This window comes from Campylobacter sp. MIT 99-7217 (assembly GCF_006864365.1).
Classification (GTDB): domain Bacteria; phylum Campylobacterota; class Campylobacteria; order Campylobacterales; family Campylobacteraceae; genus Campylobacter_D.
The window spans coordinates 43,821-56,150 of record NZ_QHLJ01000001.1 but is presented as its reverse complement, the minus strand read 5'-3'; the positions used below and the strand labels follow the sequence as shown (position 1 = coordinate 56,150).

The window sequence follows — 12,330 nt, the reverse complement described above, 5'->3', positions numbered from 1 at the left end:
TTTATTAATTATCCTGAACGCTGTATATGGCAACTACGCATATTACTGATTTTTAAGCTAAATTTAACTCAAAAATACTTATATTTTTATTTTAAATGTCGATTTATGAAAAGCCTAGAAAATTTCCTTATTAAAGGAGGGTATCATGATTTCAGGTGCAACAAATGCTTCATTAGCGGTTCAAACAAGCACTTATGCTTTATCAAAGGCTATTGAGTCAAGTCAAGAAGCTCTTAGCTCACTTGTAGAAACGATAGCAAGCGGAGGTGCTGAAGCTACGGCAGCTGCTGCTACTTTAGCGGCAAGCTCTGAAACTCAAGGGCTTGATATTTACGCATAAATATCACTCAAGGTCTTTTAGACCTTGAGAATTTGTTATTTTCATCTTTAAGTTATGTCAAATCCTTATGCAAAAGCTCTTCTAAAACCACAGTAGCATAACTTCCTTTTTGCAAAAAAAACTCACAGCAAAAATGTGCTTTTTCTTCATCAAAACGCCACCTTGCCTCTTCTAAAAAACTCCACAAATAGCGTCTTGAGCCTTGTATATGTGTCCCAAGCTCATAAAATTGACCAAAAATTTCATCTTCTAAATGCCTTGCAAAACCGCCACCACATTCAAAAGCCCTTTTTCCCAACAAAAGCCCACAAGGACTAAGATCTTTTCCTAAAAATCTTTGCACCTCATTTTGCAAATCCTCGCAAATAAAGTATTTTCCATAAGGATAATGACCTAAAACCTCGCCTTTTAGAAGTTTGAAAAATTGTTTTTGTTCTTTAAGTTCTCTTGCTTCTTCTTTGCTAAGCTTATAAATTTGCATAAATTCTTTTAAGTCAAAATCTCTTGCAAAATGGCTTAATTGCACCCTTCTTGCTAGATAGCGATTAAAAAGTTCGCTTTGAAAGGCTGAGATTAAAAACTCATTCATTTTTCTATTTTTAAGCTTTTTGCCCCTTAAAATTTCAAGTCCTTGTAAAAAATTATCTTGAAATTTACCAAATCTTTGATATCCAAAATAATTTGCAAAGCCTTGATTAGCAATCATTTCAAAGGCATTTTGAAGTTTTAAAGCATCAAGCTTTGAAACCTTTTTAAGACGGATAAAAAAAGAATTTCCTTTTAAATGTCCTATCCTAAGCTTATTATCATGAACGAAAACTTCGTTAATTTTTAGCTTTTGGTGCGAAAAATTTGCAAAATTTGCTTCAAATTTCTTAGGCACGGAAATAAACTGGGAAGTAAGCCCTTGCTTATCTTTAAGTCCAGCATAGCCAAAATCTCGCATTTTAACCCCACTAAACTCACTAAGCACTCTCAAAGCCTCGTTCGTGCTAAGATCTTTTTTGCTAATATGCAAAATCAAATGTTCGCCCTTACCGCTAAAGTCGTAAAGGGGCTTTTCTCTCACAACAAAATCTTCACTATTTTTGCTAAAATACGCATTAATAGGGCTATGTTTTAGACTATAAAGAAGCTTAGAAGTGGTGTTCTTTTCCTCTAAATTCATATCTTCCTTTCTTTGCCTTTGCGAAAATATTTAGCCTTACTCCATGTTTTTTGGCTTTTTTTTCTATAAATTCTTTATCCTTTTCATCAAAAGCAAAGAGAATTTCATACTCCTCTGCACTGAAAAGCTCTTCTTGGCTTAAATTTAAAAGCCATTTTACACCTAGTTTATTAAGTTTTAGCATTCTTGATAGATCTTTACTAAGTCCGTCTGAAATATCCATAGCACAATGTAATTTTTCTGCCACATCATAAAAAAAATCCTGTCTTAACTTTGGTCTTATAAAGCGATGATTTTTATCAAGTTTGCCTGAATTTTGCAAAATCTCAAGCCCTCTTAAAGACTGCCCTAAGTCCCCTGTAAAAGCAAGCAAATCTCCTTTTTTTAAGCCTTTTCTAAAAACAGGCTTTTTTTTGATCTTTGAAATGATGGTAATTGAGATATCTATTTTATCATTGCTTATCGTATCGCCACCAATGATTTGGATACCAAATTCCCTTGCTGTTTTTAAAAAGCCTCTTTGAAGCTGTGAAATTTCATCATTTGTTATGTTTTTAGGCAAGGCAAGCCCTAAAAGAGCGTATTTTGGCACAGCATTCATTACGATAGCATCAGATATATTGACAAGCATAGCCTTTGCAGCAATTTGCTCTAAGCTAAACCACTCTCTTTTAAAATGGACATTTTCAAAAAACAAATCCTTACTAAAACACCACTTAGCAACAATAGCACCATCATCGCCGTTAAATTTGTTTTCAAAGGCTTTTATGATTAGTTCTTCTTTACTCATGAAAAATCAAACTTAATTTCAATAATTATAAAAATGCACTTGAAAAAATAGACCATTTTTTTACTTTGTTCCCCTTGTATAAACTAAGCAAAGTGGAAGTAATTTAAACAAATTTAAACTTAATTATCTATAAATTTTAAAATATCATATTTTAGCTCTAAGCCTTAATATCCACTTGTAAAAATTGTAAGGCTAAATTTAAATTTTCATTTTTAAAAATATTTTTAAAACTTTGTTTATATGTTTTATCTTCAAACAAAAGTTCTAATAAATCACTTTCTTCAAATTTATCTTTTAAGAGTTTTTGTAAAAATTCATTTGTAGGTTTATCTTTATATGTTTGATTTGAACTTTTTGCTTGTATGGGTGTAGGGGTTTTATATTGATCAAGGGGCTTTACAAGAAGATTATCTCCCATAGCTAATTCAAATTCTTTTACAAACTCATCATGTCTTTGTTTAAAATCAAGGTATTTTTCTTTAAAATCTTCTAAGTTAAAATCTTGCTCTAAAAGCTCTTCAAATTCATTTTTAAGAGCTAAGGCTTTGGTGCTTATATCATTTCCAAGTGAAAAAGAACTTGCATAATAAAGATAAGTTTGAAGCTTGCTTTGCTCTCTTGCTATGCCCATCCATTGTGTTGTATCATCAAGAATTTCTTTAAAGGAAGATTTTTCTATTTTATTTGGATCTTTAAGTTGATTTTTAAGCATAAAGCTAGAAAGCTCTAAAGAATCTTCTTGGCTTATTTGAGGAAGATAAATTTTTGAAAGAGTATTTATAAGCTTATCTAAAGAATCTTTATCAAGAAAAGAAGAATTATCCTTTTGAGCATGATTTAATTTTTGCGATATGGCGTTTGAGTTAATAGGCTTTAAATTTTGATAATTGCTTATATCTGTTTTATTTAAATTTACTGCGTTCATATATATCCCTTTTTACTCACTCTACATTACGCTGTGATCATACCCACCCTTAACCTCTTTCATCTCATCAAAACTAAGAACCTTAACACCATTTGAATAATCACTAAGCTTACCCTTAGTAAGCTTAACTAAAAGATCATCTGCTAAGGATAAATTTATTAAAATATTCAGTAAAGAAATAAGACTTAAAAACTTTTTCATTTATTTATTAATCCTTGTATAGTATAAATTTTTTAAAATTTAATTTTTTTTATTTTTTAAGTTTTTAATGTAAAATCAATTTAAACAAATTTAAACTTAATTGTTTATAAAATTTATTTTTATGAAATAAGAATTTGAAAAATTATATTCTATTTGTTACAGATATTTTAAACTTCTTTTTTAATTTAAAAACCAAAAAAACAATACAAAAATATCCTAGAAATTCTTGTGAAAGCTTTGAAAATTTCTTTTTATAATTTTAATATATGGCTTAAGCTTATATGAAATTTCAAAACCCTCATTAAGCCTTAATATCCACTTGTAAAAATTGTAAGGCTAAATTTAAATTTTTATTTTTAAAAATATTTTTAAAACTTTGTTTATATGTCTTATCTTCAAACAAAAGTTCTAATAAATCACTTTCTTCAAATTTATCTTTTAAGAGTTTTTGTAAAAATTCATTTGTAGGTTTATCTTTATATGTTTGATTTGAACTTTTTGCTTGTATGGGTGTAGGGGTTTTTTGTGTTTGTGTATTTTGTTGATTTGAGCCAATTTTGAGATTTCCAAAGCCCTCTTTTTGCATCCATTTTCTTTGTTTTTCTTCAACCAATTCTTTAAAATAAAGATATTCTTTTTTAAAATCCTCTATACTTAAATCAGAATTTAAAAGCTTTTCATAAGCCATCATATCACTATCATCAACGAAAATAAAAAGATGAGTACCATTTATCCCACTACCTAGTTTATTGGCATTTAAAAAGTCTTGAAGCTCTTTAAGGACTTCATCACTTAAGTTTCTATCAAGTCCTTCAAGTTTACCTCTAATACTCGTTTTCCCCTCTGTAAGAGCGGAGAAAAAATTATGTTTTAATACTGCAAAAATACCACTTTTACTTATCTTTCCCTCACTATCTGTATAAAATTTAGAGCCTATATCAAGATCTAACTTTTTAAAAATATCTTTAGTGGGATTAATTTTATGCGGAAAATCACTAAAAGTAAAACCATCTGAAAAGCTTATAGCAATAGTTTTGATTTTATTTGGATCTTTAAGAACGAGTTTTTCATACTCCTCAAAACTATAACTTTGAGTAATTTTTAAGCTTTTATTATCGTATTCAAAAGCATAGGGGATATTTTGCAAAATTTCGTCCATAGTGTAGCTATCTTTATCTTCTAAATTTTGAGTAAGCTGGGTAAAAAGCTTATGAACATTTTCAAGAGTTTTTTCTTCATCTATTTTTGTGAAGTAAGGATTGGTAGCTAATTTTGCCCCAATATACTTACTATCTAAGGGGTCATAAGTATTTTTATAAAGAGTAAATTCCTTAAACTGCACAACTTGATCTTTTTTTGACTCAAGATTTTGAGTATTTAAATTTAAGGAAGCTTGTCCTTTTGCTTGCCTTAAAAATTGCGTGTGTTGGTTGGAAAAAGCGTTGTTTAAATTGACTCTCATAAAAACCCTTTTATCAAACTAAAAACTAATCTAAAATCGTCCAAAACTCATTTAAATTAATCATATTGAAACAAGTTATCTAAATCTATTTAAAATAGACTCCATATCCGCTCTATAAGCATCTCGTATTTCTTTAATAAGCTTATAGTGATTTAAAACATTGCTCGAATGAACTCTATACCAATTTCCAGAGTTATTGATAACCGCAACTCCATAAGAAAAATATATAAAACGCTCCCCTCTGCTTGTTGTACCAATATTTCTTTTAACAGAGTATCCAAGATAGTGAGTATAAGGATCTGTATTTCCACCTAAAATACTCATGACTTCAATGAGTCTTTTTCTATTTTCATAATAGTGTTTTTGATTATTTTCCTTATCTGATAAGCGACACTTTGTAATGCCCAAACCACACATACCACCATTTAAGAGCAAGCCTTGTCTATTATAATAATACTTTACACCATCTTCTGTATATAAGCCAAGTTCATTTTCCCAATTTGGTATCGCATAAGCTAATATTTCATCATTACTAAGGGCTTTAAACCCTACCACATACCCACCCTTAACCTCTTTCATCTCATCAAAACTAAGAACCTTAACACCATTTGAATAATCACTAAGCTTACCCTTAGTAAGCTTAACTAAAAGATCATCTGCTAAGGATAAATTTATTAAAATATTCAGTAAAGAAATAAGACTTAAAAACTTTTTCATTTATTTATTAATCCTTGTATAGTATAAATTTTTAAAATTTAATTTTTTTTATTTTTTAAGTTTTTAATGTAAAATCAATTTAAACAAATTTAAACTTAATTGTTTATAAAATTTTGAAAATAATTATTTATTTTTTCTATAACTTTAAAATTTTTTCCATAAAGAAAGTCCAAATACACTATCAGGAGCAGCTGAGCTTCCTCCAAAATTTGCACTTACAGAAAAAGCTGTGTTGCTATTTACGCTATAAGTTGAGCCTAGACTGAGAGTAGGAATAGAGCGAAGCTCTGAGTTTTGATAACCATTAATTTTTTGTTCGGTTTGAAAGCGTTGTCTTGCTCCCAAATCAAGCGTGATTTTAGGACTCAATACTATGGATAAATCCCCTCCCACATAGATACTATGTCCATATTCTATATTCCCTATACTAAATTTTCTTTTCGCATTGTAGTCAAAACCTGTATAAAAGCTGTATACAACAGGATCGCTGTATCCTCTTAAACTTATTTGTAAACTTTGGGATTTAAAAGAAAAATTTTTTGTCTCATTAACAACTTTTTCTCTCTGTACAATGGCTGTTTGGAGGGTAATTTGTGGCACAAAATCGTAAAAACTATTTGCTGTATACATAAAACCAAACCAAAGGCTATCAAAACTTATTTTATTTTTATGTGAGTATTCATTCGTAAAAAAATTTGTGTATTCTTGTCTTGCAAAGCTTCCTCCGCCAGCAATGAGTATATCAAATTTAGGTGCAATGGTGTAGATAAGGGTTTGATTCAAAAAAATCTGCTTTGTATCGTTCCAAATAGTTGGATCGCCCGTTACACTGATATTTGGATAAAGAGAATAGGAATTTGCATTGCCTGTGCTTAAAAGAGAAAAGCTTGTGATCGATCTTAACCCAATTTGCTTTTTAAAAAGTGAATCAATACTTAGCTCATCACTTGCAAAAACAAAGCTAAGTAAAAGCACAATGGAAAATAAAATTTTCTTCATTTTTTTCCTTATTTTGATAAACGGAATTAAAAAAAATTATTGTAACAAATAGAATATAATTTTTCAAATTCTTATTTCATAAAAATAAATTTTATAAACAATTAAGTTTAAATTTGTTTAAATTGATTTTACATTAAAAACTTAAAAAATAAAAAAAATTAAATTTTAAAAAATTTATACTATACAAGGATTAATAAATAAATGAAAAAGTTTTTAAGTCTTATTTCTTTATTGAGTGTTTTAATAAATTTATCCTTAGCAGATGATCTTTTAGCTAAGCTTACTAAGGGTAAGCTTAGTGATTATTCAAATGGTGTTAAGGTTCTTAGTTTTGATGAGATGAAAGAGGTTAAGGGTGGGTATGTGGTTAATTTTTATTATGGTAGTGACTGGAGCAATAGCCCTGAAATGTATGCTGTTGCACTTTATAGTGGTGAAGAGTTCTCAAAGGGCTTATGTCCTATTGGAAAATTAAGTTGCTCTAATCATAACGAAGTTAAACTAATAGCATTTAATCAAGCAGTAAATCAAAAACGAGGTGAGTATGGATTTTTCCCTGTATATATCATTAAAAGAGAAATAAAAATTTCAAACAGAGGCACTCCTTATGTTCTTTTTTCGTATAAAACAGGAGCAGTTGATAAAAATTTACAACTTTATAAATTTAATTCTACGACTTCTAGCTCTCATTTAAATAATAATATACTCATTAGGGAAATTGCGAACAAATACAAAGATTATATGGAAACTCAGCTTGGAAGATAAAATATAAACCCAATCCCATTTCTACCGATTTACAAACTAAGCTTTACAAGGAAGTAAAAATGTTAAATTCTTTAAATTCAAATTATACTTATACAAATTCTCAAAACATGAGTTCAAAAGGAAATTTAAAACAAGAAAGAAATTTAAATTTACAAAATTTAAATGATAAGAACATTTTAACTTCTATAAATGAAAATCTAACAAATTTAAATTTAGTTACTGACAAACATGAAGCTGTAGATCAAATTCTAGGTTATGGAGTAGATAAAGAAGGTTTTTTTACAAGTGATTTTAATGAAGTTGCTGGTTTGCCAAAGGATTTTAAGATTTATGCTAAAGATGCACAAAGCTTCATAAAATGGCAAGAAAGTAGTGATTTTTTCTTTTCTACTCATGCTAAAGTTGATTTTGCTAAAACCTTAGCTAATGCTTATAAGCTTTTTTCAAAAATTATGCCAGATACACCTAATGCAAGTTATTCAAAAGAAGAATTAGAAAATTTAAGTTACGGCTTTAGTGTAGATGAGAATTTAAATGTAAAACAAATTTATCATAGCAGAAAAGATTTCTTGGATCATTTAGGAAAGACTAACGAAAGAAATTATACAAGTTTTCATACTTGGAATGGATCATTTTTTGATAAACTTGAGACGAAAACACTCTTTTCTCAAGCAGGAGGATCTTTTGTTAGTATGAATGCTTATATAAATACAGATGAAAGCGTAGATAAAGGTGGCGTTTTAATGGCATTTGCTAATACTCACACTTTTGGGGCTGGGGCTTATTTCTTGGAGGGAGAAACTAATATTTTCGGTAAAATTCTTACTCTTGATAAAAATATCAGCAAAAAAGAACTTAAGGATTTTGCAAATTTTATGAATACAAATAAACTTCAAAGTGCTTTTCTAGATAATCCTTTTCAAGATGATTCTTGGAATATTTTTGAAGATAAACTCTCCATGAAACTTTATATTATCAAGAGTCAAGAGTTAGGAAATTCTGATATTGCAAAAAAGGCAGAGGAATTTGAAAACGAATACTCCACACTCATAAACTCAAATTTAAGCCTTGAAGATTTTAAGGAAAAATACCTTGATTTTAAACAAAGACATGATGAGTTTGTAAAAGAATTTGAATTAGCTATGAATGAAGCTTTAAAAAATTCAAATAAACAAATTACAAGTGAAAACACAAATAAAAATATAAGCGAATCTAAATTAGATACAAATAATAAAACACAAAAAACCCCTACACCCATACAAGCAAAAAGTTCAAATCAAACATATAAAGATAAACCTACAAATGAATTTTTACAAAAACTCTTAAAAGATAAATTTGAAGAAAGTGATTTATTAGAACTTTTGTTTGAAGATAAGACATATAAACAAAGTTTTAAAAATATTTTTAAAAATGAAAATTTAAATTTAGCCTTACAATTTTTACAAGTGGATATTAAGGCTTAATGAGGGTTTTGAAATTTATTTTTATATTTTTGGTATTGGGTTTAAACTCAAGAGCTGAGTTTATACTCAAATCTTACGCAGAAATAAAAAATGAAAAACTTGTTCGCCAAAACTATGAGCAATCCTGTGGTGCAGCTTCTTTGGCAACTCTTATCAATCTTATAAGCGATAAAAAGCTAAGCGAGCTTGATATTTTGCAAACCATGAGTACTGAAGAAATTTACACTGATATGCTTAGCTTTGCAGATCTTAGCGTGTTGGCACAAAAACTAGGCTTTGAAAGCAAATCTTATCAAATCGACAAAGAAAATTTAAATAAGCTCATAGGCATTCCCTTGCTTGTGAAGATAGAAGATGATCCTCGCTTTCCACATTTTGTTATCATCATTAATCATAAGGGAGATTTTTTACAAGTACTTGATCCAAGTCATGGCGAGTATATCAGCTCTAAAAATCAGTTTCTAAACCTTTGGGACAAGCACTCTCGTGGTGGATTTGCTCTAATCCTAGCTTTTGAAAAGGATTTAGAAACTTTAAAACCTAAGCTACCAAAAAGTTTAAATTTTGACATAAAGCCTTTTAGCTTATACTAAGAAATCGTCCTTAAAAAGTGAATTTGAGCGTTTTTTTTGCATTAAAAATTATTATTAGCTATAATTTCAAGCAAAATTATGAGGAAAAAAGAATGAAAATAGCCCTAGAATGTCAAGACATACTCATAGAAAAGACTTTGCAACTTTTTTTAAAAGAATATCTTGTAATGAAGAAGGATTGTGATTTTTTAGTTTGTGATGAAAAATCAACTTTAAACAAGCCTCAATTCGTCATCAACAACAACTCGCCTCAGCTTAATATCCCTTTTAGCAAAGAAGAATTAATGAGTGCTTTAAATGAATTTAACACAGCTCTTGAAGAATTTGCTCAAAAAATCGCCCAAGAAAAAATCAAAGCCCTAGAAGCGAAAATAGAAGCCTTGGCTGATGAATTTCATAAAATTTATCAACATAAGCTTGATTCTGATTTAGATGAGCTTAAACAAAGAATGTTCAAGGTTTTAGAAGAAAAATAACACATGCAAACAAAGGAAAAAAAGCTTTTTACTAAGATCGAAAGTGGAAAATTTAAGGGAAAAATGCTCATTTTGCCAAGTTTAAGCACAACAAGAAGCACAAAAAGCATAGTAAGATCTTGTGTTTTTAATGTGCTTAGAGATGAACTTAGGGGAAAGGTCTTTATAGAAGCTTTTGGAGGCAGTGCTTCAATGGCTTTAGAAGCTTTAAGCAATGAAGCTTTAAGGGCTTATGCTATAGAACTTGACAAAAAAGCTTATCAAATCGCCTTAAAAAATGCCAGGATTGATACAAATTTAAAAGTTTTTCATGGCAGTAGCTTTGAGCTTTTACCTAAACTTGTCTTAGATGAAGAGCAAATCATACTCTATCTTGATCCTCCTTTTGACATAAGAACAAGCTTTGAAAATATCTACAAAAAAACGCTTCAAATGCTCCTTGATTTGAATTTAGAAAAAATTTATAAGATCATCATAGAACACAGAAGCAAGATAAATATGCCTTTAAATTTAGGCTCTTTAACACGCACAAAACTTAAAAAATTTGGCTCTACAAGTCTTAGTTTTTATGAAAAAGTATAAAACTCATCACTCATAATAAATCAAATTTCTGCTTTTTTATCATTAAAGATTCAAACGCTCTTGCGTTTTTTTTTTTTTGGATAGAATTAATTCAGTTATATTTTTGCCAAATGCGAGAACATGGGTTAGTTAATGTATAAACATTCTATTTTTTCCATTTTTAAAGATTATAAAATTTTGATAGACACTTGCTCTATTTTAGAAGATGGATTTTTAAAATTCATAAGCGATCAAAATATGCAAAGATTAAAAGAATGCGATAATTATTTGATTATTCCTAAGCTTGTGATTGATGAGCTAGTTAAAAAAACCTCAGCCAAAGAAGAGAATTTATCAAAAAAAGCAAAAAATGCCTTAGAAAAACTTGCCAAACTTCAAAAAATAGAACTTATCAAAGTTAAAGGAGATAAGGCTGATAGTTTTGCAGATAATACCTTTTTAAGAGTGGTTCAAACATTTAAATTAAAGCACAATATCTGTATCATCACTCAAGATAAAAAACTTAGTGAAAATATACTTCAAATTTCAAAACAAGAAAGCGTCAAAACAAAATATGCAATTCAAGTCTTTAGTATAGAAGCTAACGGAAATTTAATCAAATACACATCTTCTAAAGTTTCTAAAAATGATAAATTTAGGTATCCTTGCAGGTTAAGTATGACCGCAAATACTAAACTTATAATTTCATATATCCCAAAAGAAAAGGACATCGTTTTTACGCAAAATAAAGAAAAAATTATTTTAAAAAAAGAATTAGGAAAAGGTGGAGAAGGTATAGTCTATGATATAGAAAATAATTTAGTTGCTAAAATATATTTTAAAGAAAAGCTTACTCAGGCTAAATTTGAAAAACTTCGCCTTATGGTAAGCAAAAATATAACTTATCAAGGAATTTGTTATCCTCAAAAATTATTATTCAACAAAAATAATGAATTTATTGGTTTTACAATGCCAGCTGCAAGGGGCAAAAATTTCACAGCTTTTAAAGCTCAAAAGATTAAAAGAAACTATCCAAATATGAAAAAAAGGGATTTGGTCTTAATCGCCATTAACTTTTTACAAAAGATCATTTTCTTGCACGAAAAAAATATTATTTTAGGAGATATTAATCCTAATAATTTTTTGATCAATGGAAATGATATATATTTTGTCGATACAGATAGCTATCAAATAGAGTCCTTTCCTTGTCCTGTTGGAACGATCATTTTTACCTCGCCTGAATTTCACAAAAAAGGCGGTAAATACGAAACTGAGCTTAGAACTTTTGAAGATGAGTATTTTGCTATTGCAGTGATGCTTTTTATGATCATGTTACCCGGTCAAAATCCTTATGCTATGCAAGGAAGCGAAGATATGGTTAAAAATATTATAAATATGAATTTTTCTTATCCTTTTAAAGAAAGGTCTAATAAAAAAACGCCAAAAGGAACTTGGAAATACATGTGGTCTCATTTAAGCTATAAAATAAAAGAAGCCTTTTATCACAGCTTTATCAAAAATGGTCGATGCTCCTTACCTAAAAATAGATTAAAGCCTAAAATATGGCTTGAATTATTTAAATATTACTTAGAAGTTTTAGATAATGGATCTATGTATAAAAATGATCCCATGAGCTTGGAAGTTTTTCCCACAAGACTTAAAAAAGATAAAAATAAAACATATATCATTTGTCCTTATTGTAAGAAAAATGAAATTTCTAATGAGTTTAAAATGTGTTCTGCATGTAGTCAAAAAAAAAAAATAAAACATAATAAGAATTTGCAAAATGAAGTAAGTGTAGTGAATGATCTTAATACTGCATCGCTACTTACTTCATTTTTCAAACACTTAACAACACCATAAAGGAGAA

The 12,330-nt window shown here is 28.9% G+C and carries 14 protein-coding genes; 7 read left to right on the top strand and 7 right to left on the bottom strand.

Annotation, left to right across the window (positions count from 1 at the left end):
- Nucleotides 1–145 precede the first annotated feature (145 nt).
- A complete protein-coding gene (locus DMB92_RS00290; RefSeq protein ID WP_142681045.1) occupies nucleotides 146–340 on the top strand; it encodes a hypothetical protein in 195 nt (64 codons plus the stop codon).
- 52 nt (nucleotides 341–392) lie between these two features.
- Here DMB92_RS00290 and truD read toward each other — a convergent pair whose 3' ends face one another.
- The 7 genes from truD to DMB92_RS00255 all read right to left on the bottom strand — a co-directional run bounded on the left by truD (nucleotide 393) and on the right by DMB92_RS00255 (nucleotide 6,602).
- Entirely contained in the window at nucleotides 393–1,508 is a 1,116-nt protein-coding gene (gene truD / locus DMB92_RS00285) for a tRNA pseudouridine(13) synthase TruD (RefSeq protein WP_142681044.1), read from the bottom strand.
- Nucleotides 1,477–2,298, bottom strand: a complete 822-nt coding sequence (locus DMB92_RS00280; protein ID WP_142681043.1) for a thiamine-phosphate kinase — start codon at nucleotides 2,296–2,298, stop codon at nucleotides 1,477–1,479. The genes truD and DMB92_RS00280 overlap by 32 nt, the downstream gene beginning before the upstream one ends.
- A gap of 157 nt (nucleotides 2,299–2,455) precedes the next feature.
- Nucleotides 2,456–3,223: a hypothetical protein gene (locus DMB92_RS00275; RefSeq protein ID WP_142681042.1), complete on the bottom strand. Its 768-nt coding sequence runs from the start codon at nucleotides 3,221–3,223 to the stop codon at nucleotides 2,456–2,458.
- Nucleotides 3,224–3,244: 21 nt separating this feature from the next.
- Nucleotides 3,245–3,424: a hypothetical protein gene (locus tag DMB92_RS00270; protein ID WP_142681041.1), complete on the bottom strand. Its 180-nt coding sequence runs from the start codon at nucleotides 3,422–3,424 to the stop codon at nucleotides 3,245–3,247.
- Between the two features lie 301 nt (nucleotides 3,425–3,725).
- On the bottom strand, nucleotides 3,726–4,886 hold the full coding sequence (locus tag DMB92_RS00265; protein ID WP_142681040.1) for a hypothetical protein: 1,161 nt from the start codon (nucleotides 4,884–4,886) through the stop codon (nucleotides 3,726–3,728).
- Between the two features lie 75 nt (nucleotides 4,887–4,961).
- The gene (locus tag DMB92_RS00260; protein WP_260604673.1) at nucleotides 4,962–5,603 is read right to left on the bottom strand and encodes a hypothetical protein; all 642 of its coding nucleotides are present in this window, start codon (nucleotides 5,601–5,603) and stop codon (nucleotides 4,962–4,964) included.
- Between the two features lie 144 nt (nucleotides 5,604–5,747).
- A complete protein-coding gene (locus DMB92_RS00255; protein ID WP_142681039.1) occupies nucleotides 5,748–6,602 on the bottom strand; it encodes a hypothetical protein in 855 nt (284 codons plus the stop codon).
- A 201-nt stretch (nucleotides 6,603–6,803) separates the two neighbouring features.
- Between DMB92_RS00255 and DMB92_RS00250 the strand changes: the two genes are divergently transcribed.
- The 6 genes from DMB92_RS00250 (at nucleotide 6,804) to DMB92_RS00225 (ending at nucleotide 12,323) form a co-directional block, all read left to right on the top strand.
- Complete coding sequence (locus DMB92_RS00250; RefSeq protein WP_142681038.1) at nucleotides 6,804–7,367, top strand: bacteriocin; 564 nt, start codon at nucleotides 6,804–6,806, stop codon at nucleotides 7,365–7,367.
- A 59-nt stretch (nucleotides 7,368–7,426) separates the two neighbouring features.
- Nucleotides 7,427–8,830, top strand: coding sequence for a Cj0814 family flagellar-dependent secreted protein (locus tag DMB92_RS00245; RefSeq protein WP_142681037.1), 1,404 nt, complete (start codon nucleotides 7,427–7,429; stop codon nucleotides 8,828–8,830).
- Entirely contained in the window at nucleotides 8,830–9,423 is a 594-nt protein-coding gene (locus tag DMB92_RS00240) for a C39 family peptidase (protein WP_142681036.1), read from the top strand. The genes DMB92_RS00245 and DMB92_RS00240 overlap by 1 nt, the downstream gene beginning before the upstream one ends.
- 92 nt (nucleotides 9,424–9,515) lie before the next feature.
- Nucleotides 9,516–9,899: an ornithine carbamoyltransferase gene (locus DMB92_RS00235; RefSeq protein ID WP_142681035.1), complete on the top strand. Its 384-nt coding sequence runs from the start codon at nucleotides 9,516–9,518 to the stop codon at nucleotides 9,897–9,899.
- A gap of 3 nt (nucleotides 9,900–9,902) precedes the next feature.
- Nucleotides 9,903–10,481 (top strand): RsmD family RNA methyltransferase, encoded by a 579-nt coding sequence (locus DMB92_RS00230; RefSeq protein WP_142681034.1) that lies wholly within the window; start codon nucleotides 9,903–9,905, stop codon nucleotides 10,479–10,481.
- Between the two features lie 132 nt (nucleotides 10,482–10,613).
- A complete protein-coding gene (locus DMB92_RS00225) occupies nucleotides 10,614–12,323 on the top strand; it encodes a protein kinase domain-containing protein (RefSeq protein WP_142681033.1) in 1,710 nt (569 codons plus the stop codon).
- The last annotated feature ends 7 nt before the right edge of the window (nucleotides 12,324–12,330 follow it).